Source organism: Kitasatospora sp. NPDC034035, from assembly GCF_055575755.1.
The window spans coordinates 1-15310 of record NZ_JBVISA010000071.1; the positions used below are offsets into that span (position 1 = coordinate 1).

Sequence of the window (15310 nt, forward strand, 5' to 3'; positions counted from 1 at the left end):
TCCGCTGCCTAATCAGACGGGCTTGGACCCTCTACCGCTGGGATACCCGGCCTCGAAGCCCCCGCATCCGATGACCTACTGGCGGACGCCCTAAGAGCCAGCAGGAGATCTCGGTCCAGGTCCGGCAACAGCACAGAGCACATCGGGGCCACATCACGGACCACGGCCGCCGGGCACGGGATACCGAAGGCGGCCAGCTCGGCCGTCAGCGTCCCGGCGACGGCACGAGCCCCGTCCCTGTCGACAGCGTGTGTGACGGTGCCGAACTCGATGCCGATCTCCTCGACCAGGCCGGTGGCAATGACCTCGGCGGCCATCCCGCGCAACCTCGGGTCCGCGATGGCGTCCAGAGCGCCCCGCGGGGTGAACCGGAGGGTGTCGACGCCCGGCGGCGCCGGATGCCTGACGGTACGGCGATGTGTCACGGTGATACTCCTGCGCTGCCTCGAACCAATACCCTTCGCTCAGGTAACGGCGCCAAGACCCGATCGGCACGGTCTCCGGGCACGAGCGCGCCGATCTCGGTGATCAGCGCGGCGCAGCAGGGCGAGGGCCGTGTCGGCGTCGGGGCAGCGCAGGGGTTCGCCGCTGGCGGCGTTGGCGACGAGGCTGCTGTCGATCAGGGCGGTCCAGGTGCCGCGCTGGACGTCGTACTCCTCGATCCTGCCGACGGGGTGGCCGGCCTGCTGGAGTTCCTGGACGCCCGGGTGGTCGGGCCAGGTGAGCAGGAAGAGGCCGTCGCCGAGCGGGGAGCGGTTCGGTGCGCCCAGGCCGCGGGCGCTGGGTGTGCTCCAGCCGGTCGGGCGCTTGAGGGCCAGGCGCGGCACGCCGGCCACCGCGCGCTGGGCGCGGAGCCGGTTGGTGTGGGCGCGCTGGAGGGCGTCCAGGGCGTCGCGACGGTGCGGTGGGTGCGGGCCCCGCTGGCTCGGTCGGTCAGGATCACGGCGGCCCGCTCATCCCGGCACTCGGCGGCGATGTGCCCGGCCTGGCCCACGGGCTGTCCGGCAGCGGCGCGGTCCAGCCGATCGGCCGGCCCCGGTGGAGCAGCTGGTGGACGTCCTCGGCCTGCGGGTCGTCCCAGGAGGCCGCCAGCCAGCCCTCGCCGAGTGTCGGGCTCACGGCCGCAGGGAGACCCGCGTGACCAGAGCCCTCACCGTCACCGGCCTTGGCCTGGACTTCCCCCACGCTGTTCAAGCCGCGCGCATCCTGCGACACCGCACCGACCTCACCACCGGCAAGTGCAGCCGCCAGACCGTCTACGCGATCACCGACCTGACCTCGCAGGAAGCCTCGCCCGAGCAGCTCGGCCGACTCGCCAGATCGCAGTGGACCATCGAGAACCGGCTCCACTTCATCCGCGACACCACCTTCGCCGAGGACGCCTCCAAGATCCGCAAGGGTCACGGCCCGGAGAACATGGCAACCCTGCGGAACCTTGCGATCAACGCCCTCCGCACCGCCGGGCACCGCAACATCGCTGCCGGCCTCCGCCACGCCTCCTACGAGCCCTTCACCCGCCCGCTCGACCTCCTGGGCATCGCCTGACCAGCGAACTCACGAGATCACCGGACTTTGCAACACCCCTGCCGCCGGATGCGGTCGTGTGTGCCACGACGCGCCCACCGCATTGCGCCGGCCGGACACCGTCCGGCGCAGTGCGGGGATGTCAGAGGTGGCCGGGGAAGGAGACGGTCAGGGTGTTGCTCTCCTTGACTTCGTGCTCGATGAAGTGGAGCGCTTACCTGTCTGTCACGGTGTGGTCGGGCAGCTGAAGTTGATGTTGTCAGCCCAGTAACTGCCGCCGAAGATGTCAACCTTGGTGCCGGCGCCCCCTGGGCCGGCGTGCGGGTTGGTGGCGTTCGCGCAGTATGCGGCCTGGGCGACTTGGAGGGTCGGGTACGGGCCCAGCTTTGCGGTGAACTGCAAGGGGACGTCAGCGCCGCCCTGGTCGGCGCATTTGCCGCCGTCGATGAAGTCGCAGGTGCGTTTGCCGGTGACGTCGTCGGGGGTGCCGACGAGGATGTTCCCTGGATCGGCGACGTTGGTGAGGATGAAGACGTAGTAGGACGGGCTGGAGGACGTCTCACTCGGGGTTTGCGTCGTCGGCGTCTCACTCGGAGTTTGCGTCGTCGGCGTCTCACTCGACGGCTGAGGCACCGCACAGATCTCCGTCTGCTGCGGCAGCAGGCCGTCACCGTGGGGCGCCGCCACACCGGACTCCCCGGGCAGCGGCGGGCGTGCGGCACCCCGGGAGGCGGGGACCGAGTTGACGTAGTCCACCACCTCCCGCGTACGGTCGCCGATCTGCTTGGCGGAAGCCGAGCCGCAGTACAGGTAGTTGGCCAGGTAGTGGATGTCGAAGCGCGACTTGACGCTACCGTCGTAGACGACCTGCGGCGCAGCGGCCTCGACTGTGGGGTCGACATGGGAGATCTGTCCACCGGGCACATTGGCGATCTCCATCAGGAGCCAGTCCCAGTTGAACATGACATAGCGTGTGGGGTTGGTGTTCAGTTCCTGGCCGGTGCCGAACGGCGGGGCGATGAAGACCGCCCCGACCGGCGCCCCCGCACCGATCCTGGACAGCGCGTTGCGCAGATAGAGACCGCCCTCGCTATGCGAGATCAGCACAACGCGCTTCCCGCTCTGGAGATCCTTGTGCACGGAGTCCAGCAGCATCGCGTTCACCGGATCGGACGCGAAGTTCGGGTCCAGTGTCTTCTGCATGAACAGCTTGCCGACGTCGGCAATCATCCTCTGTGGCAGCGCGACCGCACCGGCAGCGCTGAGCACGCAGACGGCCTTCACCAGTTGCTCGGTCTCTGGAACGGGGTGGTTGGCGGTGACGGCCTGTGCATGCTGGCAGGCGTTGTAGGTGTACCACGCGATGTCGGCACCGGACGCGTTGAAGATCAGATTGACGTTCACAGGAAAGCCCAGCATCTGAGTGAGTGAGCTCTCCAGCAGGCCTTTACCCTCCCCCGCCGAGACAGCGTCGTTGAGGACACCGTTGACGAAATAGAAGGACAGGCCTGCGCCAGCGTTCGGCGTGTCGCGGTACGCCGCGGGCTGTTCCCCCCGGCCGTGGCCGGATGGGGCCGCCGCACCGAGCGTCGGCGCGGCGGGCGCCGAGGAACCACCGGCAGGCAGGATGTGCCCGTTGAGGACGGCGTTGTTGGCCAGATAGGTCTTCCGGCCCTGCGGGGTGCTCAACTGCTGCAGCTGCCAGTTCACCAGCTCGATGCTGAGGGAGTCCTCGCTGATTCCCGTCATCGCTGCCGACACGCCCTCGAAGGCACGCTGAGCCTCGTCGGGTCCAAGCGGCTTCTGCAAGGCGGCGAGGCGCTGCCGCAGCATCGCGATAGCAGCGGACGGTGAGCTCGCCTTGGACGACGCACCACCGCCAGGCGCGGAGGAGGAGCAGCCTGCTGCCAGAAGCGCCGCCGTAGTGACCGCTGCCGCGGCACGGATACGACGACGATGGCTGGCTTGGATGAACGGCATGGTTCCCCTTGGGTCGTCGTCGTCCGATGCCTGCGGACGACCTGCCCCGAGCCGTTCGGGCGCCGCGGGCGACGGATCATGGCCTCTCCACCGTCGGCCGTACGGCCGGGAACCTCAAGCGGGGTGGGCCACCCAGGTCCTGCACGGCATGTTGATCCGCCTGAAAGGGGAGTAGCCCCTGCCCGGCGTAGGCGGTGCGCAGCCCGTGCCCGCGAGGTGGGCTTCGTGGACAGCTTCTCCCTCGCCATCCACGACAAGGGGGACCGATACGCTCAGCTGCTGCGCAACCTGCCTCCTGGGCTCAGCGAATGGGCGGTCCATGCCGGTCTGGGCGATGTGAAGTCGCGGGCCATCGACGATGGATGGCTCGTGCGCCGGACGGACTACGAGTTCCTGACATCGCCGCAGGCCCGTGACATCCTCCGGCAGGAAGACATACGTGTGATCGACTACCGAACAGTCCAGCAAGTCTGGGCTCACTCCACGAGCTTGCGATGAGGAGCCTGCCCGCCGTCTTCCGGGCGGCGAGCAGGCGAGCTGGGAACCGCGGCCGTCAGCTGGCCGTGCTGGATGCTTCGGCCCGGGCACGGGTGCTGGCGAGGCGGTAGGAGTCGGTGCCGGTCTTGGGTGGGGTGCTGGGCGAGGGCGGCGTGCAGAGTCGATCCGGCCTGCCACGCCGCGGCGTGCACGACGGGCTGCAGCGCGCCGTCCAGGCCGCTCCGGGTGGACGACCCGCCCGTCGACCAGGGCCACCCAGCCGTCGAGGTCCTCGACGTCGCGCTCGGTCCAGCCGCGGGCGAGGCCGGCGCCCTGGTGGAGGGTGCGGATGCCGTCGTGGCCGGTCCAGCGCAGCCACACCGCGCCGTGCACCAGTGGGGAGTCGAGGACCGGGCGGCCCAGGTCCCGGTCGGCGGGTGCGGGCCAGCTCCGGGAGGCGGCCAGCTCCAGCCGCTCGGGTGCGGTGGCAGGGGTCGGGGCGGGTGGTGTCGGTCATCGCATGGTACCTCCGGACGTCGGGAACCAGGTGCGGACGGCCGTCCCGGCCCGAGATGGGACGGGACGGCGGGGTCTTGCGGGGCAGGTCAGCCGGTAACGGTCTCGGCGTGCCGGTGGAGGGCGTCCAGGAGCGCGTTCTGCTGATCGGTCAGCTTGCCCCCGGCCCGAACGGCAGCGCGGCAGACAGGCAGGCGGGGCGCAGCGGGCGGCCGCCCCGAACGGCAGGCACGGCAAGCAGACCGGTGAGCGGGCCGCAGCGGCGGCTAAAGCACTACAGATGATCTTGTCGGCTACGTTTCGTCCGTGACGAATCAGCAGCAGGGCGATATCCACGACATCCGTGAGTGCGGTTGGTGTGGGGAGGAGATGGCCTACCCGCCGCGGCGCTGCGAGGACAGCTGGGAGTTGTGCGCCGCGTGCGGCGCGTGCTTGTGCGACGAGGAGGGCGACGAGGTCTGCCGGAACCGGCACCCCGAGGACGGCCCGCTCTGGTCGGACGGCTCCGTCGACCCGCACAGCACCACGTACTGGACGCAGAGCAACCTCACCCTGAAGACGACCCAGCCGCTGACCGCGCTCACCGTCGAGTTGCGGATCGCCCTGACGGCCGGGGTCCAGGACACCGGCCAGTGGCAGACCCAGCCCGCCGACGCGTTCGACGTGACGGCCGGACAGGAGGGCGCCTTCCTGGTCTACCGCTGGACCCTCAAGCCCGGCCGTACCGTCCCCGCCGGCCAGCACGTCTTCGCCGGGCAGTACAACCACGCGACGGGCGGCCGAGACGCCAAGGACGACACGTACCGCGCCGACACCGACACCAGCTCCGTCTGGGGCGACTTCGCCCGCACCCACTGACCTTCTGACCGGCCCGGTGCGGCGGCGGACCGCACCGGACCGGGGCCGGGACTCTACGGGCGGTAGGTGACGTCGGCCGCGGTGTAGCGGCAGCTGCGGCCGTCGGGGCCGTCGCCGGCCTCCTTGGGCTCGCCGCTGGTGACGCCGGTGTAGCGCTGGCAGACCGTGATCCGGTGGGCGGAGTCGCCGGCGACGGTGAGGCGGGTGATGGTGGCGGTGTCGCCGAGGTTCGCGTTGATGCCCACGATCTTCTTCCCGGGGGCGGTGGCGATCACGTTGTCGATCACGACGTGCCGCTGGTACTGGGTCTTGCAGTTGCCGCACGAGCGGTAGAGCTTGCCGAAGCCCTCGACCCGGAAGTTCTTGATCACGAAGGTGCCGGGCCCGTTGTGCTGGAAGACCTTGTCCGCGGCGCCGCGCGCGCCGCCGCCGTCGACCGTCATCACCTGGTCGGCGGAGGTGCCCTTGAAGGTGGCGGCGTCCTCGCCGACGTTCTCCCACCAGACGTTGCGCAGCGTGCAGCTGCCCGCGCAGTGCACGCCGTCGGCGGCCGGGTCGCCCAGGATGACGTTCTGCAGGACGGCGCCGTCGGCGAGTTCGAACATCGCGGGCTGGTTCTCCGACTGGTCGCCCATGCCGAGCGGCCCCCTGCCGACGAAGCGCCGGCCCCCGCCGTCGAAGAGGGTGACGACCTTCTGGGTGGCAGTCAGCGGTACGTCCGCACCCTTCGGTGCCGGCCACGACGGGATCACACCCGTCGTGTTCGTGGCCGAGGCGGACGGCGTCGGCCGGGGTTCCGCGGACGCGCTCGCGGAAGCCGTCGGCGTCGCCCCGACCGAGGTGAAGGACCAACGCTTCGCCGGGGCGGAGTCGCAGGAGTTCTGCTGCACGGGCGCATCGGTCGCGGTGGAGCCGTCCTTGACGGCCAGGCACTTCCCGCTCGCCGCGTTGACGACGCGGTAGCCGCCGTCGACCGCCTTCACCGTCCAGGTCTGCGCCGCCGCGTCCGTGCACGCCTCCTGCTCGACGGCCGCACCCGCGCCGCTCTTCCCGTCCCGCACCCCGGCGCAGCTGCCGTCCCACGCGGCCGCCAGCCGGAATCCGCCGCCCGTCGCGGTCAGCCGCCAGCTCCGCGCGCCGCTCCGGTCGCACGGCCCCTGGGTCAACCGCGTTCCCTCGCCCGCGCCGTCGGCCGCGGGAGCGTCCAGGCACAGGCCGCTCGCCGCGTTGGCCAGGGTGTAGTCGCCCGGTGCCACGGCGGGTCCGGCCGCATCGGCGCTGGCCCACAGGCCGCCGACTGCGGCGGCGGCCACCAGGGCGACGGTACCGCCCAGGGCCGCGATCCTGGCGTGCCTGGGGCGTATCGCTCGCTTGCTCACGTCTCGGCTGTCCTTACCGGTACGGATTCAGGGAGCCCGGCGTCCCCTCCTCGGGTGCACCGCGCGAACGCCCCGGGTCCGTACCGTCCGCGTCGGCGTTCGTCTCCTGGTTGCCGCCGCTCGCCGAAAGGTTGCCGCACCGTCAGAAATCGTTTTCCGGCCACCATTCTCACTCGGCGGGCACGATGACCCCACCTGCAGCCAGCCGGCCACGTCGACCTCATCCATCGTCGTCCGGCCCGCTCCCGGTGGGGCGGCGTGCCGTCCCGTGCCCAACGAGCCCGGCCCGCCCAAGTGACAGCTTTAAATGGCCCGGTGGCAGCGGCCGCTGGCCGGTGCTGACGTGCAGGCCGCGGACGCTGCGGCCCATCACGTCCACTGCGCGCACCTCCCTCCACAGGCAGCGCGATCAGGTCGACGAGGACCCGCTGGGGTTGACGGGAGCTTGTCCGAGGCGGTGAAGGCACGTTCAGGGCGCAACATGGCCCTGCTCTCTTCGCCGAGTCGCCCTCCTCCCCCGAAAGGGCGCGACTGCGGAACCCCGGGGCTAACCGTCACGCTGATCCGAAGCGGCCGGTGGACCCACTCCAGGATGCCTCCCGGGCGCGGGCTCGCGCGCTGAGCGGCTGCGGGCAGGCCGAGAGTGCCGCTCCGCGCACCGGCCGACCGGCCCCAGGGCGCTGATACGCTCGCGAGATGACCACCTCCGACGGGTCGCCGTCTTCGGACGAACATGCCGACTTGTGGCTGGCGCCTGCTGAGCTGTCGTCGTGGATGTCCGTCGTTCGGCTGATCACGCGCCTTCCCTGGGCCATCGACGCCCAGTTGCAGAGGGACACCGGACTGAGCATGGTCGAGTACATGGCCCTGGCGATGCTGTCCGAGTCGCCCGGGTGGACCCTGCGGATGAGCACCCTCGCCGAGCACACCAGCACATCGCTGTCCCGGCTGTCCCACCTTGTGAAGCGCCTCGAAGGCCGCGGCTACGTCCAGCGTGCGCCGGACCCGGCCGACGGGCGTTTCACGAACGCGATCCTCCTGCCCGCCGGCATGAGCAAGCTGGAGTCGGCCGCACCCAGCCACGTTGCCTACGTTCGCCACCTGGTCATCGACAACCTCTCCGGCGAACGGCTGCGCCGCCTCGGCCAGGACGCCGAGCGCATCCTCGGACGCATCGACTCCCCCGTCCGCTGACCCGCGCCGGACCGACGGTCCAGAGGAATTCCGCCCACTCATTTTGACTTGAACTTTAAAGTGAGAGCGACGGCGTGAGCTCGCTCGGACCGCGAGCGAGGTACTACATGCCGGCAGAGCGCAAGAGTCGTTCAGCGGCCGGGACCTGACTTGAGCGGCCGGGCCATCGGGTCTACGCTTTGACTTGAATGTTCAATTGATATAGAGGTCGTCATGACCGCCAACGCACCGGAGCCGGGCCTATGTGCCGATGCTCCCCTCGGGGCCCGGGCGGTGGCCGGCCCGGCGCGCTTCTCCGCCGGAGGCACGACCGCGAGGCGGTCTCACCTGCTCCGCCGGACGCCGCCGTCCACCCGGAGATCAGGTTCACCTCGACCGGCACCGGACTGGGCGCCGGCGTCCCGGCCCCGGTCACCTTCACCGTCGAACGGGCCCAGCACCCTCGGTCCGGGCCCGCCACTCGGCCTGCGGTCCGCGCCGCCCAGGACTGACACACAAGGAACCGTTCCCATGAACACCCTCAAGATCGCAGTGATCCTCGGCAGTACCCGCCCCGGCCGCAACGGGAAGGCAGTCGCCGACTGGGTCATCGACCGCGCCGGGGCCCGGACCGCCGCCGAGTACGAGCTGGTCGACCTCCTCGACTACCCGCTGCCGCACATGGACGAGCCCCTGCCGCCCTCCATGGGCCAGTACCAGGGCGAGCACACCAGGGCATGGGCCGCGAAAGTCGCCGAGTACGACGGATACGTCTTCGTCACCCCCGAGTACAACCACTCCGTCCCCGGCGTCCTGAAGAACGCCATCGACTACGCGTACGAGGAGTGGAACAACAAGGCCGCAGCCTTCGTGGGGTACGGCACTGCCGGCGGCACCCGCGCGGTCGAGCACCTGCGCGCGATCGCCAGCGCGGTCCAGCTCGCCCACGTCAACCAGCAGCTGGCATTCTCCCTGTTCACCGACTTCGAGGACCTCTCGCTGTTCAAGCCCGCCGCGCACCACGACAGAGCCATCACCACCCTGTTCGACCAGGTCGAGTCCTGGGCCACCGCCATGAAAACCCTGCGCAACTGACGACACCCCCGCATCGGGGTCGCCCTCGGCGCGGATACGGAACCGTGAGCGACCGGTGACGATGGCCTCGGGCAAGCGTCCGACCCGCAAAACACGTGCCGCTGCCCACCATGACCCGCCGCGGCATGTCGCACGTCCTGGACGTGACCTGCATGCTCAATACTGGCTGGTGCGCGACCGCATCCCATCCGTTCGCCGGCCGCAGGCCGGAAGGAGCACTCGGATACGTCGCCGCCTCGCGCCTTCGCCGTCCTCGGGCAGGCCGGCCTCCAGGGAGTCGCCACCGTGGGCAGTGAGCCTGATCGCGCCGGTGACGCGGAGACAGTCGGCGGCAGCGACCCCGATCGGTCGCCGCGGCTCCTGCACCGCGTCCGGCGTCTGCTGTGGCAGCCACCCAGGCCACATGGAGAGCAGCCACGCGAGCGGGTCGTCGGTCCACTGGAGCTCTTCTACGACCTGGTCGTCGTCGCGTTGGTGGCGCAGGCCGCACACCGCCTCGCCAAAGAGCTCACCTGGCGTGGCCTCGGCGAGTACGCCACCGTGTTCACGCTGGTGTGGATCGCATGGATCAACGGCAGCCTGCATCACGAACTGCACGGCCGCGAGGACGCCCGAGGCCGCACGACGTTCCTGCTGCAGATCCTGGTACTGGTCCCGCTGGGCGCCTTCCTCCCGGAGGCCGGCGGAACCCGCGGGGACGCCTTCGCCCTCGCGGCCGCGGTGCTGTTCGCCGTGCTGGCCGTGCTGTGGCTGCTGGGATCCCGGGGCGACCGGCCCGAGTACCGCCGGACCAGCACGCTCTTCATCGCCGGCACCGCGGCGTGCGCCGCCGTCCTCGCCGCGAGCGCGCTGCTCCCGGCGGGCGCCCGGGTCTGGTCCTGGGGTCTCCTGGACGCGGCCTACCTGGCCGGCTTCGCCGCCGCCGTCATCGCCCCACCGGCGGCGGCGCACGCTCTCGCCGTCACCGCCGCGCTCATCGAGCGCTTCGGGCTCCTCATCATCATCGTCCTCGGCGAGACCGTGACCGGCGTCGTCGACGGACTCGCCCACTCACCCGTCGACGCGCGAACGCTCGCCGTCGGCCTGGTCTGCGTCGTGGTCGGCTTCGGCGCCTGGTGGACCTACTTCGACTTCGCCGGCCACCGAGCCCCCAGACCCGCGCCACCGGCCACCGCACAGTGGATGCTCACTCACCTGCCGCTCACCGCAGCCGTCGCCGCCATGGGCGCAGCCATGGTCGGCCTCGTCGAACACGCCCACGCCATGCGCACCACCGCCGCCACCGCATGGATTCTGTGCGGAGGCGCGGCAACCGTGCTGTGCACGACGATGCTCGTCGCCGGCAGCCTGACCGCCTGGCGCGCGGAACGCCGGCTCTACCGAGCCCTTGCCGTCGGTTGCACGGTGTCGGCGCTCATCTGCCTCGGGATCGGTGCGACCCGTCCCCCGCCTCTGCTGCTCGCCCTGGCCCTCGTGGCACTCTTCGGACTCCCCTGGGGGATCGCCGTCACGTACCGCCTCCGCTCCGGGCAGTCTGCCACCGGCCCGCCACCCGGCCGGTGAGGTGTCCGCGCGTGGGCGAGCAGACACCGCCGAGCGTGCCTCTCCCCTCCCCCATTCACCGCTCTTCTCGCACCCGAAGGATCATCCCGTGGCCATCCACTCCCCGCTCTCCCCTCAAGAAACGGCCGACCGCCTCGCCATCCGGGAACTGTTCGACGCCTACGCCCACTGCGCCGACCGCCGCGACTCCCAGGGCCAGCTGGCCCTGTTCACCGAGGACGCACGATTCCTGGTCTTCATGGACGCACGTTCCGATGAGCCCACCCAGGACCTCCGCGGCCACGCCCAGATCCTCCCGGTCTTCGAGAACCTGCGCACCTACCGTGCGACGACCCACTTCAACGGCCAGAGCACCATCGACCTCGACGGCGACCAGGCCACCGGAGAGTCCTACACCCTCGCCCATCACCTCTACGAGGCCGACGGTCGGCGAACGCTGATGATCGCCTCCCTGCGCTACCTCGACGTGTTCGCCAAGCAGCCGGACAGCGCCTGGCTCTTCGCCGAACGCCGCCTGCTCGTCGACTGGACCGAGACCCACCCCTCAAACCCCTGACCCCGCGCTCGACGGCGCGGCACCGCACAGACCGGCCGTCACCCTCGACCGACCGACGGACCCGATGCCGCCACCGACATCGGGTGCCGGGACGGCAACAACCACCGGCCGGACGACGGGTGAGCAGCCGCGCGCCGAGCCGGTGAGCAGCGGCGTCCCGACGGCGAGCGGCGGTCTCGCAACGCCGACGGCCGGTCGTCGCCACCAGGTTCCGGTGGATTCGGCGGAACGCCCCCGGTTTCGGCCTGTCTGACAGTCCGTGGGTGGGTGTGTCGCCGTCGGGGCCGGGTCGGGTGCGGGCCCCCGCCCCCGTGCAAACGAGGGAGAGGCCTCGGCGAGGATCGCCGCAAGATGGCGCTCCCTCGACGCCCGCTTCCCAGCCCGCCCGAATTCTGGCCGGCGATGTCGCCGGGCAGGCGGCGCCAATTCCCCCGACGCCTCACTCAAGGCTGACAGAGAGGGGCTCGTTCGCGCCGATCACGATGCCGGACGAATGGTGACCGCCCGCGACCGGCTCCACCGCGCACCCCCCGTTCTCGACCGGCGCAGCACCGGACCCGCCGTCCGCTCCTGCGGCGCTGGCCCTGACGCCCACCTACCGCGCCAGCCGCGGCTCCTTGGCGTGGATGCGGCGCGATGGGTCGCGCCGCTGGTGAGCGCGCCCAGGTGCACGGCTCGGCGTGGCTGCAGGTGAGCGGCAGGGAGGTGTCGATCGACCGCTCGGCGGCAGCCTCCGCACCCACCTCGGGAAGTGCCGGCGGATCGCCTGAAACGAGTCGGCTGCCGAGTCCTGCCCGCGCGGCTCCGCCGGGGCCGCGCCTCGGGTGGCGATCTAGCATGAAAAGCAAGGCTCATCTCCAGGCCCGCGCCGCAGCGGCAGGGAGGCCGGCATGGCGTTCGACACGACTGGTTTCGAACAGGCGGGCAGCTGCCGCTACACACCGATCTCCGAACACGGCCTGATCGGCGATCTTCGTACCACCGCCCTGGTCGGCACGGACGGCACCATCGACTGGTACTGCTGCCCGCGCTTCGATGCGCCCAGTGTGTTCGGGTCCATCCTCGACGCCGACCGGGGCGGGTCGTTCGAGTTGGCCGCCGATGTCACGACCCGCACCAGGCAGTTCTACTTCCCCGACACGAACGTGCTGATCACGCGGTTCTTCGCCGCAGACGGCGTGGCGGAGATCCAGGACTTCATGCCCGTGGTCGACGAGGCGCGCGAGACAGCGCGGCACCGGCTGATCCGGCGGGTGCTCTGCGTCCGCGGAACCCTCCCCTTCAGGGCGCGCATCGCCCCGCGCTTCGGCTACGGCGCCGAAGCCCACACCACACACCTCGAAGGCAACGAGGCGGTCTTCCGCTCCCCGTCCCTGACGCTCGCCCTGACCGCCACCGCACCCCTGAAGAGCGACGGCCTGGACGTGTGGTCGCACTTCAAGCTCCTCGAGGGCGAGTCCCACGTCTTCGCCCTCGACCAGATCGGCGACGACGTGGCCCCGCGATCCTGTCCGCGCGCCGAGGCACAGGAGCAGGCCGAGGCGACCGTCCGGTTCTGGCGTCACTGGCTGGCCGGCTCGCGCTACCAGGGGCGGTGGCGGGAAATGGTGAACCGCTCCGCCCTGGTCCTCAAGCTGCTCACCTACGCGCCGACCGGGGCGATCGTCGCCGCACCGACTACCAGCCTGCCGGAGCGGATCGGCGGCGAGCGCAACTGGGACTACCGTTACGTCTGGGTCCGGGACGCCGCCTTCTGCGTCTACGCCATGCTGCGGCTGGGGTTCACCTCGGAGGCCGAGGCGTTCATGGGGTTCCTCGACGAGCGCGGCATCATGCGCGGCACCGGTGCGACCGGCCCGCTGCAGCTCATGTATGGCATCGACGGGCGCAGCGAGTTGCCCGAGTACGAGCTGCCGCACCTGGAGGGCTACCTCGGCTCCGCGCCGGTCCGGGTCGGCAACGCCGCCACCGGCCAGCTCCAGCTGGATATCTACGGAGCTCTGATCGACTCCGTCTACCTGTACGACAAGTGGGGTCAGCCGATCAGCAGCGACCGCTGGGACGAGGTCGGCGCGGTCGCGGACTGGCTCTGCGAGCACTGGGACCAGCCCGACGAGGGAATCTGGGAGACCCGCGCGGGCCGCAGGGACTTCGTCTACTCGCGGCTGATGTGCTGGGTGGCGCTGGAGCGGGCGATACGGATGGCGAACCGCCGCGGCCTGCCGGCCGACCTGCCCCGCTGGCGGCAGTCCCGTGACGCGATCTACCGGCAGATCATGCAGCGCGGCTGGTCGGCCCGGCGAGGCGCGTTCGTCCAGACCCTGGACAACGACGAGCTGGACGCCTCGCTGCTGATGATGCCGATGACCAAGTTCGTCTCGCCCACCGACCCCAAGTGGCTCTCCACCCTGGACGGCCTCACCACCGACCTGGTCTCCGACTCGCTGGTCTACCGCTACAACCCGACCACCAGCCCCGACGGCCTGCACGGCCCCGAGGGCACCTTCTCGATCTGCTCCTTCTGGTACGTGGAGGCGCTGGCCCGCGCCGGCCGACTGGAGGAGGCCCGGCTCGCCTTCGAGAAGATGCTCACCTACGCCAACCACCTCGGTCTGTTCGCGGAGGAGATCGGCCCGACCGGTGAACAGCTCGGCAACTTCCCCCAGGCCTTCACCCACCTCTCACTGATCAGCGCCGCCTTCAACCTCGACCGTGCGCTCGGCTGACACGGCACCGCCGCCCGGACGGCGGGCCCACGCACTACCGCGGGTCACCGGCCGGGGTTGGCGGTGGCGCCGAACGCGTCGGCAGTGGCAAGCCGACGGCCCGAGATCGCTGGACGGGGGCGCACTCTGCAGCCGCCCCGTGCGTCGGGCCGGTCCGGGAAGCGGTCGCGCCCTAGCGTGAGTCCGGAACAATCCGGGCGAACCGTCGCCTGGATCCCGTCTTACGGAGGCATCTCAGCCATGACCGTCACCGGCTCCGAGCTCACTGGGGACTACGTCCTCGACCCCGCCCACACCAGGATCGGATTCGTCGCCCGCCACGCCATGGTGACCAAGGTCCGCGGCGCGTTCCACCAGTTCGAGGGCACCGCCCACCTGGACGGCACCGACCCGGCCCGCTCCAGTGCCCAGGTGGTGATCAAGGCCGAGAGCATCGACACCGGCGTCGAACAGCGCGACCAGCACCTGCGCACCAACGACTTCCTGGATGCCCCCAACTTTCCCGACATCACCTTCCGCACCACCGCGGTCGAGCCCCGCGCCGACTCCGAGTACCGCGTCACCGGCGACCTCACGATCAAGGACACGACCCTCCCGGTCACCATCGACTTCGAGTACACCGGCAACGCCGTCGACCCCTACGGCAACCTGCGGGTCGGCCTGGAAGGATCGGTGACCATCTCCCGCAAGGAGTTCGGCGTGACCTGGAACGCGGCCCTGGAAGGCGGCGGCGTCCTGGTCGGCGACAAGGTCGTCCTGGAATTCGACATCTCCGCGATCAAGCAGGGCTAGCAGCCCGGGGCCGACCATCGCACCCGGCCGAGGGCGACACGCACAGGAAGCGACCGGGCGGCGGGGACCGGCGGCTGCCGATCAAATCCGTCGAGCGCCAGGTGCTGGCGAAGCTGTTGAACATCTGTTGTCGGAGCGGAACTCATGAGGAGAGCCAGGTCGGACGACGCGTGCACGGGCTTGGCTTGTCCCGAGTCGGACGACTTCCCTGTGCCGGCTGGTCGCCGAGGTGGGCAGCCCGGGTGCCGACGAGTTCGGCAGTGAGAGGAGCGCTGAGCAGTGTCCACCGCATCTACTGAGACAGTCGGGAGCCGTCGGGTTGCGGTCGTGACCGGCGGCGCCGGGGCGATCGGCGGCGCGATCGCCGCGCGGCTCGCAGCCGAGCACACCGTGGTCGTGCTCGACCGCACGGGCGACGTCTCGGTCGATCCAGGTGATCCGGACGATGTGCGCCGGGCCGCGCGGGTGGTGCTGGACCGCTACGGCAGGTGCGATGTTCTGGTCCACTCGGCCGCCATGGCCGCCTTCGGGCCGTTCGAGGATTTCGAACTCGACCTGTGGCGTCAGGTCTAGGCGCAATGCCGGTGACTTTGTGGTCTGTGTGTCGTTGGTTGTGGTGTGGCGAGGGTGGGGCAGGTCAAGTCGTGTGCGGGTGAGCGGTTGTCGGATCG

15 protein-coding genes are annotated in these 15310 nt (G+C 70.6%); 10 read left to right on the forward strand and 5 right to left on the reverse strand.

Going from position 1 to position 15310, the window contains the following annotated elements:
- Positions 1–8 precede the first annotated feature (8 nt).
- The 3 genes from ACZ52J_RS41970 to ACZ52J_RS41980 form a co-directional block, all read right to left on the reverse strand.
- Positions 9–425, reverse strand: a complete 417-nt coding sequence (locus ACZ52J_RS41970) for a hypothetical protein (RefSeq protein ID WP_465626661.1) — start codon at positions 423–425, stop codon at positions 9–11.
- A gap of 39 nt (positions 426–464) precedes the next feature.
- On the reverse strand, positions 465–827 hold the full coding sequence (locus ACZ52J_RS41975) for a hypothetical protein (protein WP_465626663.1): 363 nt from the start codon (positions 825–827) through the stop codon (positions 465–467).
- 112 nt (positions 828–939) lie between these two features.
- Complete coding sequence (locus ACZ52J_RS41980; protein ID WP_465626665.1) at positions 940–1119, reverse strand: hypothetical protein; 180 nt, start codon at positions 1117–1119, stop codon at positions 940–942.
- Positions 1120–1137: 18 nt separating this feature from the next.
- Between ACZ52J_RS41980 and ACZ52J_RS41985 the strand changes: the two genes are divergently transcribed.
- A complete protein-coding gene (locus ACZ52J_RS41985) occupies positions 1138–1545 on the forward strand; it encodes a transposase (protein ID WP_465626667.1) in 408 nt (135 codons plus the stop codon).
- Between the two features lie 204 nt (positions 1546–1749).
- Here the strand turns inward: ACZ52J_RS41985 and ACZ52J_RS41990 are convergent, their stop codons facing one another.
- Positions 1750–3504 carry a lipase family protein gene (locus tag ACZ52J_RS41990; RefSeq protein WP_465626669.1) on the reverse strand — a complete coding sequence of 585 codons (1755 nt, stop codon included), beginning with the start codon at positions 3502–3504 and terminating at the stop codon, positions 1750–1752.
- A 225-nt stretch (positions 3505–3729) separates the two neighbouring features.
- Between ACZ52J_RS41990 and ACZ52J_RS41995 the strand changes: the two genes are divergently transcribed.
- Both ACZ52J_RS41995 and ACZ52J_RS42000 read left to right on the forward strand, forming a co-directional pair.
- Positions 3730–4002, forward strand: coding sequence for a hypothetical protein (locus ACZ52J_RS41995; RefSeq protein WP_465626671.1), 273 nt, complete (start codon positions 3730–3732; stop codon positions 4000–4002).
- A gap of 801 nt (positions 4003–4803) precedes the next feature.
- Complete coding sequence (locus ACZ52J_RS42000; RefSeq protein ID WP_465626673.1) at positions 4804–5355, forward strand: hypothetical protein; 552 nt, start codon at positions 4804–4806, stop codon at positions 5353–5355.
- A 53-nt stretch (positions 5356–5408) separates the two neighbouring features.
- Here the strand turns inward: ACZ52J_RS42000 and ACZ52J_RS42005 are convergent, their stop codons facing one another.
- Positions 5409–6734 carry a pectate lyase gene (locus ACZ52J_RS42005; protein ID WP_465626675.1) on the reverse strand — a complete coding sequence of 442 codons (1326 nt, stop codon included), beginning with the start codon at positions 6732–6734 and terminating at the stop codon, positions 5409–5411.
- Between the two features lie 696 nt (positions 6735–7430).
- Here ACZ52J_RS42005 and ACZ52J_RS42010 point away from each other — a divergent pair.
- The 7 genes from ACZ52J_RS42010 (at position 7431) to ACZ52J_RS42040 (ending at position 15212) form a co-directional block, all read left to right on the forward strand.
- Positions 7431–7928 (forward strand): MarR family winged helix-turn-helix transcriptional regulator, encoded by a 498-nt coding sequence (locus tag ACZ52J_RS42010; RefSeq protein WP_465626677.1) that lies wholly within the window; start codon positions 7431–7433, stop codon positions 7926–7928.
- 510 nt (positions 7929–8438) lie between these two features.
- Positions 8439–9002, forward strand: coding sequence for an NADPH-dependent FMN reductase (locus tag ACZ52J_RS42015; protein ID WP_465626679.1), 564 nt, complete (start codon positions 8439–8441; stop codon positions 9000–9002).
- Between the two features lie 285 nt (positions 9003–9287).
- Positions 9288–10565: a low temperature requirement protein A gene (locus ACZ52J_RS42020; RefSeq protein WP_465626681.1), complete on the forward strand. Its 1278-nt coding sequence runs from the start codon at positions 9288–9290 to the stop codon at positions 10563–10565.
- Between the two features lie 88 nt (positions 10566–10653).
- Positions 10654–11121 (forward strand): nuclear transport factor 2 family protein, encoded by a 468-nt coding sequence (locus ACZ52J_RS42025; protein ID WP_465626683.1) that lies wholly within the window; start codon positions 10654–10656, stop codon positions 11119–11121.
- 890 nt (positions 11122–12011) lie between these two features.
- Positions 12012–13847 carry a glycoside hydrolase family 15 protein gene (locus ACZ52J_RS42030; protein ID WP_465626685.1) on the forward strand — a complete coding sequence of 612 codons (1836 nt, stop codon included), beginning with the start codon at positions 12012–12014 and terminating at the stop codon, positions 13845–13847.
- Positions 13848–14087: 240 nt separating this feature from the next.
- Positions 14088–14639, forward strand: coding sequence for a YceI family protein (locus ACZ52J_RS42035; RefSeq protein ID WP_465626687.1), 552 nt, complete (start codon positions 14088–14090; stop codon positions 14637–14639).
- 327 nt (positions 14640–14966) lie between these two features.
- Positions 14967–15212, forward strand: coding sequence for an SDR family oxidoreductase (locus tag ACZ52J_RS42040; protein WP_465626689.1), 246 nt, complete (start codon positions 14967–14969; stop codon positions 15210–15212).
- Positions 15213–15310: the final 98 nt, after the last annotated feature.